The organism is Pseudomonas viridiflava (assembly GCF_900602065.1).
Taxonomy (GTDB): domain Bacteria; phylum Pseudomonadota; class Gammaproteobacteria; order Pseudomonadales; family Pseudomonadaceae; genus Aquipseudomonas.
In genome coordinates, this window is sequence record NZ_UWFN01000200.1 from 77,748 (window position 1) to 92,663 (window position 14,916).

The 14,916-nt window shown below is 57.6% G+C and carries 13 protein-coding genes; 6 read left to right on the forward strand and 7 right to left on the reverse strand.

The genetic code is table 11. The features are described from left to right. Positions 1-35 precede the first annotated feature (35 nt). Positions 36-1,160 carry a DSD1 family PLP-dependent enzyme gene (locus tag EE949_RS10900; RefSeq protein WP_122664284.1) on the reverse strand — a complete coding sequence of 375 codons (1,125 nt, stop codon included), beginning with the start codon at positions 1,158-1,160 and terminating at the stop codon, positions 36-38. 97 nt (positions 1,161-1,257) lie between these two features. Here EE949_RS10900 and EE949_RS10905 point away from each other — a divergent pair, with 97 nt between their 5' ends. Then, entirely contained in the window at positions 1,258-2,142 is an 885-nt protein-coding gene (locus EE949_RS10905) for a LysR family transcriptional regulator (RefSeq protein WP_122664285.1), read from the forward strand. 77 nt (positions 2,143-2,219) lie between these two features. Here EE949_RS10905 and EE949_RS10910 read toward each other — a convergent pair whose 3' ends face one another. After that, on the reverse strand, positions 2,220-3,581 hold the full coding sequence (locus tag EE949_RS10910) for an MFS transporter (protein WP_122664286.1): 1,362 nt from the start codon (positions 3,579-3,581) through the stop codon (positions 2,220-2,222). A gap of 127 nt (positions 3,582-3,708) precedes the next feature. On the opposite strand from EE949_RS10910, the gene EE949_RS10915 reads away from it, so the two are divergent. Both EE949_RS10915 and EE949_RS10920 read left to right on the forward strand, forming a co-directional pair. Next, positions 3,709-4,602, forward strand: coding sequence for a LysR family transcriptional regulator (locus EE949_RS10915; protein ID WP_240350642.1), 894 nt, complete (start codon positions 3,709-3,711; stop codon positions 4,600-4,602). A gap of 63 nt (positions 4,603-4,665) precedes the next feature. Next, the gene (locus tag EE949_RS10920; RefSeq protein WP_162874602.1) at positions 4,666-5,058 is read left to right on the forward strand and encodes an FHIPEP family type III secretion protein; all 393 of its coding nucleotides are present in this window, start codon (positions 4,666-4,668) and stop codon (positions 5,056-5,058) included. A gap of 270 nt (positions 5,059-5,328) precedes the next feature. On the opposite strand, the gene EE949_RS10925 is transcribed toward EE949_RS10920, so the two are convergent. Both EE949_RS10925 and EE949_RS10930 read right to left on the reverse strand, forming a co-directional pair. Continuing rightward, positions 5,329-6,903 (reverse strand): lactate dehydrogenase, encoded by a 1,575-nt coding sequence (locus EE949_RS10925; RefSeq protein WP_122664288.1) that lies wholly within the window; start codon positions 6,901-6,903, stop codon positions 5,329-5,331. A gap of 268 nt (positions 6,904-7,171) precedes the next feature. Next, on the reverse strand, positions 7,172-8,278 hold the full coding sequence (locus tag EE949_RS10930) for a Gfo/Idh/MocA family protein (protein ID WP_122664289.1): 1,107 nt from the start codon (positions 8,276-8,278) through the stop codon (positions 7,172-7,174). Positions 8,279-8,682: 404 nt separating this feature from the next. On the opposite strand from EE949_RS10930, the gene EE949_RS10935 reads away from it, so the two are divergent. Together EE949_RS10935 and EE949_RS10940 are read left to right on the forward strand one after the other, a co-directional pair. Next, positions 8,683-10,233, forward strand: coding sequence for a TerC family protein (locus EE949_RS10935; protein WP_122664290.1), 1,551 nt, complete (start codon positions 8,683-8,685; stop codon positions 10,231-10,233). A gap of 169 nt (positions 10,234-10,402) precedes the next feature. Continuing rightward, positions 10,403-10,654, forward strand: a complete 252-nt coding sequence (locus EE949_RS10940) for a hypothetical protein (protein ID WP_122664291.1) — start codon at positions 10,403-10,405, stop codon at positions 10,652-10,654. A 212-nt stretch (positions 10,655-10,866) separates the two neighbouring features. Here EE949_RS10940 and EE949_RS10945 read toward each other — a convergent pair whose 3' ends face one another. The 3 genes from EE949_RS10945 to EE949_RS10955 form a co-directional block, all read right to left on the reverse strand. Next, positions 10,867-12,015 carry a MalY/PatB family protein gene (locus EE949_RS10945; RefSeq protein WP_122664292.1) on the reverse strand — a complete coding sequence of 383 codons (1,149 nt, stop codon included), beginning with the start codon at positions 12,013-12,015 and terminating at the stop codon, positions 10,867-10,869. Between the two features lie 98 nt (positions 12,016-12,113). Next, a complete protein-coding gene (locus EE949_RS10950) occupies positions 12,114-12,947 on the reverse strand; it encodes an amino acid ABC transporter permease (protein ID WP_122664293.1) in 834 nt (277 codons plus the stop codon). Then, positions 12,944-13,765 (reverse strand): transporter substrate-binding domain-containing protein, encoded by an 822-nt coding sequence (locus EE949_RS10955; protein ID WP_122664294.1) that lies wholly within the window; start codon positions 13,763-13,765, stop codon positions 12,944-12,946. The genes EE949_RS10950 and EE949_RS10955 overlap by 4 nt, the downstream gene beginning before the upstream one ends. A gap of 199 nt (positions 13,766-13,964) precedes the next feature. Between EE949_RS10955 and EE949_RS10960 the strand changes: the two genes are divergently transcribed. After that, positions 13,965-14,882, forward strand: a complete 918-nt coding sequence (locus EE949_RS10960; protein WP_205505098.1) for a homocysteine S-methyltransferase family protein — start codon at positions 13,965-13,967, stop codon at positions 14,880-14,882. Positions 14,883-14,916 lie beyond the last annotated feature (34 nt).

Consider the following 14,916-nt stretch of genomic DNA (forward strand, 5'->3'; position numbering starts at 1 on the left):
CCCACGCAGCAATGTCCGGAAACGCTGAACACATATCACCACCCATACAACCGTCCCCAAACCCGCACCTGACCCTCGGCATCAACCGCCTGATACTCCGGGAACTGCGCGCCTGTCGCGCATGCATGGTTGGGCAGGATGCGCAGGCGGCTGCCGATCGGATAGCGTTCGGTGATGTCGGCTACCGAGGTGCTGATTACCCCGTGCTCCTGATTGGCACCTTCGAATACGGCACCCTCAATCCACTCACCGGCTTCGGTACAAACCTGTCCATAACCGAAATCGTGTTTCTGCTTCTGCGTGCCTCGATCCCGGCTCATGGCCATCCATCCCGCATCGGTAATGATCCAGCCTTTTTCCACCTGATGACCAATCACCGTGGTGAGTATGCTCAGGGCCAGTTCATCGGGCTGACAAACGCCGACGTTGAGCATCACCAGATCAAAAAATACATAAACCCCCGCACGGACTTCCGTCACGCCTTCAAGGCTGGCAGCTGAAAATGCCGTGGGCGTCGAGCCGATGCTGACCTCAGGGCAAGGCCATCCTTCAGCACGTATTTTCTCTGCGCCCCGCACACAGGCCAGGCGCTCCTGTTCAGCCATGGCCTGCAATGCTTGCGGGTCATCGAGTTCGTAGCTTGACCCTGCATGGGTCATGACGCCGCGCAGTTGCATGCCGCCCTCGTGCAAGGTTTGCGTGACCTGCAGCAGGGTCGGGTCCTCGACTTTCAAGCCGGAGCGATGACCGTCGCTGTCGATTTCGATCCAGACCTCGAAGCAATGGCCATGCGCTTTGCCAAAGCTGACGATTGCGTGGGCGCCCACCAGGCTGTCGGTCACGATACTCAAGCGACAACCGCTGATCCGCAGGTCCAGCGCCTGCTGCAGTTTCCCCGGCGCCATTGCCACTCCGTAAAGAATGTCGTCGATGCCATGTGCGAAACAATGAGCCGCTTCTTTCAAGGTCGAGACGGTGATGCCTTGAGCGCCAGCCGAGCGCTGGGCGTCGATGACCGCCAGGCATTTGCTGGTTTTGACATGCGGGCGCAGTCGAACGCCTAAGGCGTCCATTCGCTGTTGCATACGCCGAATGTTGTGATGCATACGAGGGATGTCGATGACGGCGGCGGGGGTGTCCAGGGTTTGTAAGGTCGGCATGGTCTTGGCTCTTGATGACAGGTGCATGCTGTCAATTTACGTCGCTGTCGTAAGCCTGTGGTTAAATGCTCTGACATTTATCATTAAGTTGAATTGAATGATTGCCATCGAAGATTTGCGTCTGGCGGTGACCCTTGCCCGTTCTGAATCCCTCAGCGCAGCGGCCCGAAGCCTGAATGTCTCTCCACCTGCGTTGTCCATGCGTTTGCGCAAGCTGGAAGGGTTACTGGGGATCAGCCTCGCAAACCGGACTGCCCGACGGTTAAGCCTGACAGCCGAAGGCGAGCGCTTCGCCCGGCAAAGCGCACTGCTACTGGAGCAGTTGGAAGCGCTGCCTGAGGACTTCAAGCAGTCCGATGATCAACTGCGCGGCACGTTGAGGCTGGCGGCGCCGTTTGGTTACGGGCGTTTGCGTATCGCGCCTTTGTTAGCCCGTTTCGCCAAATTACACCCGGAGCTGAAGGTCCACCTGGATTTGCGCGAAACGCCCTGGCCGGACCGTCACGACTGCGACGCAGTGATCCATATCGGTGGCGTCAGCGACAGTTCGTGGATTGCACGTACTCTCGCAGCCAACCAGCGCTGGCTGTGCGCGAGCCCGGCTTACCTTGAGCAACATGGAACGCCCGAATGCCCAGAGGATTTATTACGGCATCGGTGTATTTGTATTCGCGAAAACGAAGAAGACGTCACCCTGTGGCAACTGCGCAGACAGGCAGTGCGGCGGACACTGCGTATCGAGCCAGCGATGCTCAGTAATGACGGTAGCGTCGCCCGGCGTTGGGCGGAGCAGGACCTGGGGCTGGTTTTACGCTCCCAATGGGATATCAACGATGCGCTGGCGAGCGGGGCGCTGGTGCGGGTCTTGCCGGATTGGGAATTTGACAGCGCCCCCATCTGCCTGCTGGTTCGCTCCCGGAAAAACCGTACAGCGCGTTTGCAGGCGTTGGTGGCGTTTCTTGAAGAGTCGTTGGGTGATTAACCTGGAGTGGCTTATGTGGGAGCCGGGCAAGCCCGGCTCCCACATGAAACTGCATTTCAATCAGAGGGTTTTGGGGTTTAAACCGCAGCCTTTTCCTCAATCACCACCCGCTCGAACCGGCCCGCCAGCAAGCCGTAGGACAGAATGCCCAGCACACCATGGGCCGCGACAAACCACAGGGCAATATTGAACGAGCCGGTCACCGCAACGATGTAGCCAATCACCAGCGGGGTGATGATCCCGGCGATGTTGCCGATGCCGTTGAAGACGCCGCCACTGAGGCCGACCATGTTTTTCGGTGCGGTATCGGACAGCACCGCCCAGCCGACTGCCGCCAGACCTTTGCCGAAGAAGGCGATGGCCATGACGGTGATGACCATCCAGTTGGCGTCGAGGAAGTTGGCCGAAACAAGGATCGTCGACATGGCCATGCCGATGATAAACGGTGTCTTGCGCGCGATGGACGGGTGTACGCCGCGACGAATCAGCAAGTCCGAGAGCATCCCGCCCAGAACACCGCCGGAGAAACCGCAGATGGCGGGAAGCGCTGCCACCCAGCCGGCTTCCATGATGGTCATGCCGCGTCCCTTGATCAGGTAGATCGGGAACCAGGTGATGAAGAAGTAGGTGAGGGCGGTAATGCAGTACTGGCCCAGATAGATCGACCACAAGGTACGGCTGGTGAACAATTGCTTGATTTCGCTGAGTTTGGCCTTGGGTTTCTTGGTTGTGCGGGTCAGCTCCAGGTCCACCAGTGCGCCGCCCTCGCGCATGTATTCCAGCTCCCGAGGGCTGAGGTTCTTGTCGCTGTGCGGTTCGCGGTAAAAAGCGAACCACACCACGCTCAGCAACAGGCCCAGGCCACCCATCCACAGGAATACGTGCTCCCAACCCCAGGCATGGGTCAGCCAGGCCATCAACGGGGTGAACAGCACGACTGCCATGTATTGGGCCGAGTTGAACAGTGCCGATGCCGTGCCGCGTTCGCTGGTCGGGAACCAGCAGGAAACAATACGGTTATTGGCAGGGAAGGCGGGCGATTCAACCAGACCGAGCATGAAGCGCATGGCGAACAGGCTGATGGCCGCCGAAGCACCCATCAAGCCAAACCAGCCGACGGTACCCTGCAACATGGTGAACACTGACCACAACACCAGGCTGCAGCCATAGACGCGGCGCGCACCAAAGCGGTCGAGCAACCAGCCGCCAGGGACCTGGCCCAGGGCGTAAGCCCACGCAAATGCGGAAAAGATCACACCGAGCATCATCGGATCCAGTCCCAGGTCCTTGACTACCCCGGTGCCGGCGATCGACATGGTGGCGCGGTCGGCGTAGTTGATCACGGTAACAATGAAGATCAGGGCCAGAATCAGGAAGCGATGGCGACCAACCCGGGCTTGCGCCTCGACCTGATCCAGAGGGATGGATTTCGAAAGCATGGGGCGTCTCCTGTAGGGACGTTTTATTTTTGTTAAAAGATATGACGGAATCTTTCCCCGATAGTAGGAGTGTTGGTGGATATACGTCTAACATAGATGCTGGATAGGTTGATGCGGATTTTGAATCGTGGAATTACATCAGTTGCGGTGTTTTGTGGCCGCTGCAGAGGAGCTGCACTTCGGGCGGGCCGCCACTCGGCTGCATATGACGCAACCGCCGCTGAGCCGTCAGATCCAGCTGCTTGAGCGTTCGCTGGGCATTGTGCTGCTTGAGCGCAACAACCGCGGCGTCAAGCTGACGTCCGCAGGACGAGGGTTTCTGCGCGATGCCCGGCACATCCTTGCGTTCTCCGAGCAGGCGGGAAATTCCGCCCGGCGTCTGGCCTCTGGTGAGGTGGGCAGGCTGACACTGGGGTTCACCGGCGTCAGTGCCTACAGCCTGGTGCCGCAGTTGTTGGCCAAGGCTGCAATTGAGATGCCCGAAGTCGAGTTTGTCCTTAAAGAGATGGTCTCTGATGCCCAACTGGACGCGTTGTCGGCGAACCTGATCGACATCGGCCTGGTGCGCCAGGTCAGAGAGCGTGAAGTCTTCGCCGCGCAACTGGTGTATCGGGAGCCGTTACTGGTGGTCTTGCCCGCCGACCATCCGATGACAGCGCAGGCATCCATTGCTGTGGCTGACCTGCATCTTCAGCCGTTTGTGATGTATGCCCCGGACGAGGGGCGTTACTTTTACGATTGCATCGTCGGGTTGTTTGCCATGAGCGGCGTTACTCCGCACTACACCTATCATCTGGGCCAGACTCACACCATCGTCAGCATGGTCCAGGCAGGGTTGGGGTTGTCGATTGTTCCGGCTTCCGCGCAGCAGCTGCACAGTGGTGCAGTGGCCTTTCGGCCTTTGCGCGATGCGAGTCTGAATGCTGATCTGCACATGATTTCCCGCAACGATAACGAAAATCCTGTGCTGCCCGCGTTCAGAGACTTGCTCAGCAGGGAGTTTGAAGATAATCGTCCCTGAAAAAACCATCAGTCGATCCGGTCACGATGGCAAAGTCAGGCCAAGCCTCGTTATGCTTCAGCCATGACTACCCCTCTGCCAATACGTCAACCCTGCCCACCGGGCGCCTGCAATTGCGGGCGTGAACGGTTGCAGGAACAGGACACGCGGATTCTGGCGTTGACCCGTCAGGAGGAGAAGCGTTTGCTGGAGCGCCTGGAGAATCTGCAAAGCCTTGCGGATCTGCAAAAAATGCAGCGCCTGCTTTATGAGCAGTTAGGTATTCGCGTGGAGGTGGTGCCGGGGTTTAACGAGGTACGGACCATGCGCGGTATCGCGATTGATATCGATGAGCTGCCAGGCTTATGCCGCAAGACCCGGCAATCGATCCCGGCGGCGATTCGCCGGGGCCTGGAAAAAAATCCTGAAATTGCCTATCGATTGCTGGATGCTCACGACCTGTTCCGTGATGCCTGACTTCCCGAACATGCCGAGATTGCCTTTCTGAATCACGTTGTCGCGCAGGAAACGTAGGGCCTGTAGGAGTGAGCTTGCTCGCGATAGCGGTACACCGGTTGAGAAATTATCGTCTGATTCGACACTATCGCGAGCAAGCTCGCTCCTACAGTAAAAGCATTCCAAATCAGATAGTTGAGTTTTTGATAAGAACTTACGAGCCGAGGCAACGCAGTGTCAGGAATACAAGGCTCACTCCCGCAGGAGTGAGCCTTGCTCGCGGCCTTATTATCAGTCGGCTACCGACGAAGGATTGGTTTGCAGCAGTACTTTGGCATGGACGGCCATCAGGTCGTCTTCAAGCGTTGACAGGCCGGTTGTCATCCGTGAGTCGCGGTCTTTGCGCAGCGCGTCCTCGATCATGCCCAGCAGGTTGCGAGACTTGGAAACTTCTCTCGGCGTAGTCGTCGTATCGACCAATTTGCCTTCTTCATACTTCAAACGGGTCGTGGACTGGCTGACGTTCTGGGTAGAGCTGGCCTCGACCAGTTTGCCTTTGTCGTAGCCAATGCGAGTAGTGCTGCTGGCTTTGTCTTCAACCTGGTAGAAATAATAATTCTGCGACTTCGAGTCTCTGGTCAGCGCCAGCTCAGTTCCGGGACTGAGACTCTTGTGATAGGAAGCGCTGAGGCTGGACGTCTGGCTCTGCTCGACAGACCTGTCTGTGCTTGAGGTGCCTTTGCTCTGCGTCGTTTGTGAAGCCTGATACGAGAACTTGTCCACCTCGCCAGGGCGCACCGGGTTGAGGTACAGGCTGGTCTGCGTCAGCGAGGCGCTGAAATCGGCAAGCCCTGTGAGCATCGAGCGATCAATGCTGTTCAGATTGGAACTCGCTGTGCCGCTGAGACTCTTGGTCGTGCTCTGCAGTGACGAGAACGCATCTTTGAACAGCGCCATCAGGTCCTCGTCACCTTCGCCACGGCTTTGCGCTGCATCAAATTGTTCAAGGTAGCTTTGCACTGCCTTTGCTTGCTGTTGCGCGTTGCCAAGGATGGCACTGTTGTTTTTGACGCTCAGTTGAACATTGCCGGTTGGCCCGCTCATGTCGACTGATTTGGCTTGCTCATCAGCCTTGAAGCTGAGTGTCTGGTATTGATCCTCGCCGACTTTCAGGCGTGCGCTGAGCTCGATCGAGGAAAACATATTCGGATCAAGCTGAGCGAGGTCGCCCAGGTTCAGGCGTGGCTTGCCTGCAGTCATGCCATCAATGGCCCCCTGAAACGAACCTGCCAGAGACGCCAGCGCCTCAAGTTCGGAATCATTGAGCTCACCGCCGGTGACATCAGCACTGACCGCGACACCGTCATCCTGACTGCTCAGGTTCAGCGTGATGGTCGCGCCGCTGGTGGTTTTCAGGGTCAGCGTGAAGGTGTTATCCGCGTTGCCGTGTAGTTGCGCCTGAGCGGATTTAATCGCGCTGGCGTCTTTCACGTCGCCCGCGGCTGATTTGACCAGCGACTGCGAGATTGAGCTTGCGCCGCCTTTTGCCAATTGTTCCAGCAAGGCCGCGCCCAGCCCCTGAAAACGCCCGGCGGTCGCGGAAGTCGACATGTTGCCCGTCATCGCCACAGTCACGGCGTCGCGCACATCCTGCTCCAGGGTGTACACCGGCGCCGTATTGGACAGCCCGCCACGGATTGAATAGACGGCGGCATCGGCAACCTTGGAGTCCACACCGAGCATGACCACGGACGCCGGCGAATTGGCGAGTGTCGGGGCAGTATTTTCGGCGGTCACCGGCACTGTCGTGGCAGTCAGACTGGGCGTGAGCGGGGAATTGGCAGTGACTAACGAGATAGAGGTCATAACGCTTCCATGCTGGCTTAGTTAGTTTTGTATCTACTTTGTAGCGGCCGTTGACATGGAAACTTTAGAAAGTACCCCCACGGGAAAGTCTCCAGCGGGGAAGAGGTATTCAGCCCTGACGCTTATCAGGTAGGAGGCAACTTGTTGGCGAGTGTTTGACGCGGTAAATGCGGCCAGACGCCTCGCGAACAAGTTCGCTCCTACCGGTTAGCGCTGTGTGGCGGTGCAGCGTTTGCTGCAGACGAAGATTCTGTGTCTGTTCGAGCCGCTACTCATTAGGCTCATCGGTGTTGATGTACTTCGGCACTTTGGCGAGTGGCAAACGGCGAGCCTGTTCAATGCTGATGCCTGGACGATTCGGCAAGGGTTCGAGTTTCTGCGTCTGACCGGTTTCAAGGCTGCGTTCGATCGCTGCCAGCACTCGTACATCGCGCCAGCCTTCATCGCCGTCAGGCTCTGGTTCGCGGTCCTGGAGGATGCAATCGGAGAAGTACTGGGTTTCACCACCAAACTGATCAACGACCGGATGCTCGTGCTCTTTCGTCTCGTCGCCAATGATGGCGCGGTAACTGATTGCAACGCCTTCGCCAAAACCAAAACACGGTGAAGCTTCGAACTCGCCTTTGGTACCGATCAACTGATAACGCTCAGTGGCGGGCAGGCTGTAACTGACGGTGAACTGCGCCAGTCGTTCTTCAGGAAAACGCAGCGTGACGCTGACGGTATCCGGCGTATTGATCTCACGCCCCGGTGTGTGGATCGCTACGGCATGCACTTCAAGGGGTTCTGCATCGAACAGGTTACGTACGGCGTTGATCGGATACGGACCCATGTCTGCCGCCGGACCTGCCCAGTAGCCGCTTTGCATACGGTGATTCTTCGGGTCTGTGGTCTGCGCAAAGGTGGCAGTGAACAACCTCGGATCGCCGATTTCACCGGCGCGGACCCGGTTGATCATCTCCACGGTGCCCGGCTCGAAATGCAGGCGGTAAGCAATCATCAGCTTGGAGCCCGAGCGCTTGGCGGCTTCGGTGATCGCGATGCAATCCTCTTCGCTGGTTGCCATGGGCTTCTCAAGCAGCACATGGATGCCGGCTTCCAGTGCCGGTACGGCGAACTCTCGATGACGAAAGTTAGGCGTGGCCAGGTAGATAGCGTCGATTTCACCCGATTTGAGCAAGGTGTCGAATTCGTCGTAGTGATAGCTTTTCAGGTCGTAAAGCTCGGCCAGTTTGTCGGCTTTGATCGGGTCGCCAGTGACCAGTGCAGTCATCACCGAGTTATCAGTCTGATCGACGCCGGGCATGAACGCCCCTTGAGAAATCCAGCCTCCGGCAACCACTGCGTAACGGATTTTGCCCTGTGCATCTGGCATGAGATAGCCTCCAGAATCGCCCGGCGGTATGCCCGGCACGTATAGAAGGGGCACGCGCAGACGCAGTAAGTTCAAACAGATTGTCCGTTGGATCAGGTTGCGGAGGGCGGCGACGGCAAATTGATGTCAAGCTTTGTAATACTTTTCGTGAGTAGGAAAGTGACTTTTCCGTTGTAGGATCACAGCCCGTAATAAATCTCAGGATTGTATGAACACCGTACAGGAACCTCCCGGTTGCTTTGCCTTTAACTTGAGCTTCGATCCCGCTTCCTCCTCAGGATCAGCTCGTCTGAATACCCCCTTCGATAATCCGTCTAGTGTGTCCTTTGCGGCCGACGTGTTTTTACGTCCGGCAGGCTCACCAACGTCCGTCAAATCCCGTCTGCGAGAGATTCAATAGTTCTATGGAATGGATAGCTGATCCCACGGCCTGGCTTGGCCTGCTCACTCTGATCGTTCTGGAACTGGTGTTGGGCATCGATAACCTGGTGTTCATCGCGATTCTCGCTGACAAGCTGCCTCCCGAGCAGCGTGACAAGGCGCGGGTCATCGGCCTGTCGCTGGCGTTGATCATGCGCCTTGGCTTGCTGGCGAGCATTTCCTGGATGGTGACCCTGACCGCGCCGCTGTTCGAACTGTTCGACCACAGCTTCTCGGGGCGAGACCTGATCATGTTGTTTGGTGGTGTGTTCCTGTTGTTCAAGGCCACCATGGAATTGCACGAGCGACTCGAAGGCCATGTTGCCGAACGCACCAGCAACAGCACGTACGCCAGATTCTGGCCAATCGTTGCGCAAATCGTGGTGCTGGACGCCGTGTTTTCTCTGGATGCGGTGATTACCGCCGTGGGCATGGTCGAGCACTTGGCCGTGATGATGATTGCCGTGATCTTCTCCATCGGCCTGATGATCATCGCCAGCAAACCTCTCACCAAGTTCGTCAACTCGCACCCGACCGTGATCATGCTGTGTCTGGGCTTCCTGATGATGATCGGCTTCAGCCTGACCGCCGAAGGCCTGGGCTTCCATATTCCGAAGGGTTACCTGTACGCGGCAATTGGCTTCTCGATTCTGATCGAACTGTTCAACCAGGTCGCTCGCAAGCGTCGCAAGAAGTCCTTGCACGGTGCGCGGCCTATGCGTGAGCGCACGGCTCACGCGGTGCTGCGCCTGTTGGGTGGTCGCAAGCTGGACGCCGATGAGGTGGGCGAAGAAATCGCCGACATGCTTGAGGGTGAGCAGACCGAGGCGGTGTTCCATCGTCGTGAGCGGGTGATGATCAGTGGTGTGCTGCAACTGGCCGAGCGTCCGATTCGTTCGGCCATGACACCGAGAGCCGAGGTGGATCTGATCGACGTGTCGGACGACCCGGAAACGGTGCGTACCAAGCTGATGCATTCATCCTATTCGCGCCTGCCACTGATTCGCGAAGGCCGCGTGGATGAGCCCTTGGGCTTCGTGCACAAGAAGGAGTTGCTCAAGGAGCTGCTGGCCGGCAATGAGCCGAACCTGGAGTTCATGGCGCGTAAAGCAATTAACTTGCTGGAAAGCTTCACGATCCTTAATGCCCTGGAGCAGATGCGCAAGGAGTCGACGCACATCGCTTTTGTGATCAACGAGTTCGGCGACTTTATCGGCTTGTTGACCATGACCGACATTCTGGAGTCCATCGCCGGTGAGTTGCCGGACGCCAGTGAAATAGAAGGTCCGGATGTGGTCGCCGAGGAAGACGGTTTCATTGTTTCCGGAGGTCTTAACCTGAGCCAGGTGCGTGAGCGGGTCGGGTTTCAGGCCCATGCGACTGAGGACTATCAGACCCTCGCGGGTTTGGTGATGAGCCTGCTGGATCGCTTGCCGAGGATTGGCGACAAACTCGACTGGGAAGGCTGGGACATGACCGTTGTGGGTGTCGAAGAGCGACGTGTTACACGGGTTCTGTTGCGCAAGCCAGAGTGACCGGCTCAAGGTAGTTAAACTCCGTAGTTGCTGGGGAAGCGCGAGGCAGAGGCCTCGCGCTTCAGCATCAGCGGGGCTGATAATCAGTATCTGTAAGGGTGGTTTTTCATAAGGCGGTTGTGAATTTAGATTGGCCCCATCACTTCGAAACAACTATTGGAGCCACATCATGAAACGCACTATCGCTTTGAGCTTTGCCCTTTCGATTCTGACCGCAACCAGCGCTTTCGCCAGCACATCGCCCATTCAGGCAGTGGCTGCGACCACTCAGGTTGCTGATCGCGCTACCACCGCAACCCCGGAAGTCCGTGTTGCCGGTGCCGGTAACAAGACCTTCGACCGCGTTGAAGTCAATCTGGACAAGAAAGTAGTGGTTGCAGAAAACCGCAAAGAATTCGGCTCGCAGTATCAGCGTTATTGATTGCGAAGCCTGAATAGCAACAGCCCGGCTAGCCGGGCTTTTTTGTGCCTGGCAGAAGGGCTTGTAACGGCCCGAAATTTGAGGTGTTGGTACCTGTGGGAGCGGTGCTTGCCCGCGATAAGGCTGGACACGGTTCGCTCTAGATTGCGTCCAGCCTTATCGCGGGCAAGCACCGCTCCCACAGGTTACGTATTTATATCAGCGCCGACGCCTCAGCGATCCCGCAAACTGCGCTCCATCCGCGCCAAGCCTTCTTCCAGCAGTACTCGTGGGCAGCCAAAGTTCAGCCGCACGAACTGCTGGCAATCGTCACCAAATTCCACTCCGGCACTGAGCCCGACCTTGGCGTGTTCGAGGAAGAATTGCTGTGGGTCATCCAGGCCCAGCGCGGAACAGTCCAGCCAGGCGAGGTAGGTGCTTTGTGGCAGGTGCATGACGACGCCGGGCAGGCGGGATTTCACCGCTTGCGCGAGATAGTCGCGGTTGGCTTGCAAGTAGGCATTGACCTGGCTTAACCAGTCCGCGCACTCGCTGTACGCCGCACGGGTGGCTTCCAGGCCCAGCACGTTGACACTGTCGACCAGCCCCAGGCGACCAGCGTTGAAGCGTTTGCGCAGAGACTCGTCCTGAATCACGGCAAAGGCGGTCTTCAGTCCGGCAATGTTGTAGGCCTTGCTGGCCGACATCAGGGTGACGGTGCGCTGGGCAATCTGTGGGCTCAGAGAGGCAATGGGGATGTGCCGACGGCCGTCGAAGAGAATGTCAGCATGGATGTCGTCTGAAATGATCAGTACGTCGTGCTGTACGCATGCTTCACCGATCAGGTGCAATTCTTCGCCGCTGAATACCTTGCCGAGCGGGTTGTGCGGATTGCTCAGTAACAAGGCGCCTGCATTCGCCAGTTTGCTGTTCAGCGCTGCGATATCCGTGTGGTACTCGCCATGGGCGTCGGCCTTGAACGGCAGTTCGATGCGCGGTTGCTGCCAGTGATTCGGTGCGTGAGACAGTGGTGAATAATTCGGCGTTTGCAGGACGACGCCCGAGTTGGCCGGAACCAGTGCGTTGAGCGCCATGTTGAAGCCGGGCTCGACACCGGGTAGAAACACCAATTCTTGAGGCTGAACACGCCAGCTGTAACGCTCCCAGAGGTAGTCAATCACTGTCTGGCGCAGGTTGTCCTGGGCCACGCCGTAGCCGAGCAGCGGATGCGCGAGTCGTTTCTGCAGCGCCTGAATGATCGGCTCGGCAACCGGGAAGTCCATGTCCGCGACCCACATGGGCAGCACGTCGGCGGGGTACAGACTCCACTTCTTGCTGTCGGTGCCGTGGCGTTCGAATACGGTGTCCAGGTTGATCGTCATTTCAGTCTCTACAGGCGGGGAAGCAAGGGCGACAGGTTAGCTGCGCCTATCGCATCGGTCCACCGCCAGTGTCGAGAGCACCCCGATAGCTGATCAAGTCAGCGCTGGTTCTTGTAAGCCTTGCCGTAGTGTCGCTCCAGGCGTGCCTGAATCAACTCCAGTCCAATGGACAGCAGCCAGTAGATCAGTGCCGCAGTGGTCAGCATTTCGATATAGCGGTAGGAAGACCGGCCATAAGACTGGGCAAGGAACATCACTTCCCAGACCCCCATTACCGAGATCAGGGAGGAATCCTTGAGCATCGAAATGAACTGGCTGGTGGTCGGTGGAATGATCGTGCGCATCGCTTGCGGCAGGGTGATTTGCCAGAACACCACAGTCGGACGCATGCCCAGCGCCGCTGCGGCTTCGCGTTGCCCAGGTGAAACACCGATGATCCCCGCCCGAAAGATCTCGCTGAGGTATGCGCCGTAGTTCAGAGACAGGGCAATGATGCCCGCGCTGATCGCGCCCGGCACCACGCCCAGTTGCGGCAGACCGAGGTAGATCAACAGAATCTGGATCAGCAGCGGCGTGCCACGGAAGAACGACGCGTAAAAACTGGCGATACCAAACGCTACTGCACTGTTGGACAAGCGCGCCAGCGCCGTGGCGAAGCCCAGTATCAGCGACAGCCATATCGAGCAGAAACACAGGAAAAGGGTCAGCGCCGCGCCTTGCAGGAAGCCGTTTGGCGCCAGATGCAGCCCGACCAGATATTCCCATTTCGCGGCAATGATCGAGAACTTCAGGTCGAAGCTCATGAAAAACGCGATGCACAGACCCAGCATCACCATCCAGGTGAGATACAAGCGCGTTTTAAAGCCGAACATTCGCAGCAGACGCGAAGATCCGGCGTTCAGGTCCGGCGGGGCAGGTTGATGCTGGCTCATTGGGTAATGTCAGAGCCGATCCATTTCTGGGAGATCTTGCCCAACGTGCCATCGGCCTTGAGTTCGGCAATGACTTGGGTGAGCTTCGCGTCCCATTCAGCATCGCCTTTTTCGGTCGCGATGACATTGGGTTCGGCGTAAAGCGTGTCGCCAGCGATCTTGAAGCGTGGATCCTGATTGATGCGCTCATGTGCTGTGATCAGGTTGGTGACCATGGCGTCGAGACGCACACCTGCGCCCAGTGCCAAGTCCTGGAAAGCCACGGTTTCGTTGTCGTACGGAGCGGCTTGCACAGCGTCAAACGGGTAGCTGATCGGCTTGTCTTCAGCCCCTTCAATCACCAGATCCTTGTTCAGGTAAGCCTCGTAGGTCGAAGCGCTGATAACGCCGACTTTTTTGCCGGAAAGGTCTTTGGCGGACTTGATCGCGTCGTTCTTGGCGTTGACCACAATGACCGCTGGCGACTGATAGTACTCAACCGGAAAGTTGAACACCTGAGCACGGGCCTGGCTCGGTGTCATCGAGCAGATGCATACGTCATAACGGTTACCCCAGTGGCCTGCGGCGATAACGTCCCAGGATGGCGTTGCCAGTTGCAGTTTCACGCCCAGCTTGTCGGCGACGGCTTTTGCCACGTCAACGTCAAAGCCATCCAGCTGGTTTTGCTCATTGAGGAAAGAAAACGGTGGGTAGTTCTCCATCATCACACCGACCATTTCACCTTTTTTATTGATTTTATCCAGCGTCGCACCCGCCATTGCGGTAGAGCAGACGGACAGCAGGGCAAGACTCAAAGGCAAAACAGCACGTAAATTCATCACATCACCGAATAGATCGAATACAAATAATTGGTATATATTTAAACGCGATATTAAAAATGTCCTTAATTATTAATTGATCTATATCCCTGTGCTTTGGTTATAAGCCAGGGTTTCGGGTTTATAGACTGTCGACGTTTCCCACTCATTTACCCGTTATGTGCATGCTCGTGACGGGCGTCCAGTTTCAGGAGTTCCCATGTCTGCAACCCATAAAACAGTCCCTCTACGCCTGCTCGACGGCGGCATGGGGCGGGAGCTCATGCGTATCGGTGCGCCATTTCGTCAGCCTGAGTGGTCGGCGTTGGCGCTGATTGAAGCACCGGAATTTGTCTTCCAGGCACATCAGGCCTTTATCAACGCCGGGGCGCGGATTATCACCACCAACAGCTATGCGCTGGTGCCGTTCCACCTGGGTGAAGAACGCTTTAAAGCCGCTGCTCCGGCGCTCTCCGAATTGGCGGGCGAGCTTGCGCGCAAGGCTGCAGTAGAGGCTTTGCAGCCAGTTCAGGTCGCCGGTTCGTTGCCGCCTGCTCTGGGTTCCTATCGCCCGGATCTGTTCGATCACGATCAGTCCGTCGCGATTCATCGCCTGTTGATTGAGGGGCTGAAGGCCAGTGTCGACGTGTGGCTGGCTGAAACCCAGAGCTCGATCGCGGAAGTGCGCGCGGTACGTGAAGCGCTAGGCAAGGACGAGAAGCCGTTGTGGCTGTCGTTTACCCTTGAAGATGGTCAAGACCATGGCCCTCGTTTGCGCTCCGGCGAAACGGTTGCTGAAGCGGCGGCGGTCGCCATCGAGTTGGGTGCCCGTGCGGTGCTGTTCAACTGCAGTCAGCCGGAAGTCATGGCCGCCGCGCTGGCGGCTGCGCGTGAAGTGATTGAGGCAGCCTCAGCGCAGATCGAGTTGGGCGTGTATGCCAATGCGTTTCCGGTGATGGAAGTTGAAGAAGAAGGCGCGAACGACACCTTGCACGACATCCGCGAAGACCTGGGACCTGACGCGTATGCCCAGTGGGCGAATACCTGGGTAGAGCAGGGCGCTTCGGTGATCGGTGGCTGTTGCGGCATCGGGCCGGAGCATATCGCCGCGTTGCGCAATCATTTCAAGTTGGTGTAGGACTCAGCAGACAGCCCCGTGACCTGTAGGAGCG

Bases quoted from the DNA above. Each gene is read 5' to 3' on its own strand.
- EE949_RS10935 (WP_122664290.1), top strand. From the start codon at position 8,683: ATGGAATGGATAGCTGATCCCACGGCCTGGCTTGGCCTGCTCACTCTG.
- EE949_RS10910 (WP_122664286.1), bottom strand. From the start codon at position 3,581: ATGCTTTCGAAATCCATCCCTCTGGATCAGGTCGAGGCGCAAGCCCGG.
- EE949_RS10900 (WP_122664284.1), bottom strand. From the start codon at position 1,160: ATGCCGACCTTACAAACCCTGGACACCCCCGCCGCCGTCATCGACATC.
- EE949_RS10955 (WP_122664294.1), bottom strand. From the start codon at position 13,765: ATGAATTTACGTGCTGTTTTGCCTTTGAGTCTTGCCCTGCTGTCCGTC.
- EE949_RS10960 (WP_205505098.1), top strand. From the start codon at position 13,965: ATGTCTGCAACCCATAAAACAGTCCCTCTACGCCTGCTCGACGGCGGC.
- EE949_RS10920 (WP_162874602.1), top strand. From the start codon at position 4,666: ATGACTACCCCTCTGCCAATACGTCAACCCTGCCCACCGGGCGCCTGC.
- EE949_RS10930 (WP_122664289.1), bottom strand. From the start codon at position 8,278: ATGCCAGATGCACAGGGCAAAATCCGTTACGCAGTGGTTGCCGGAGGC.
- EE949_RS10925 (WP_122664288.1), bottom strand. From the start codon at position 6,903: ATGACCTCTATCTCGTTAGTCACTGCCAATTCCCCGCTCACGCCCAGT.
- EE949_RS10950 (WP_122664293.1), bottom strand. From the start codon at position 12,947: ATGAGCCAGCATCAACCTGCCCCGCCGGACCTGAACGCCGGATCTTCG.
- EE949_RS10945 (WP_122664292.1), bottom strand. From the start codon at position 12,015: ATGACGATCAACCTGGACACCGTATTCGAACGCCACGGCACCGACAGC.
- EE949_RS10905 (WP_122664285.1), top strand. From the start codon at position 1,258: ATGATTGCCATCGAAGATTTGCGTCTGGCGGTGACCCTTGCCCGTTCT.
- EE949_RS10940 (WP_122664291.1), top strand. From the start codon at position 10,403: ATGAAACGCACTATCGCTTTGAGCTTTGCCCTTTCGATTCTGACCGCA.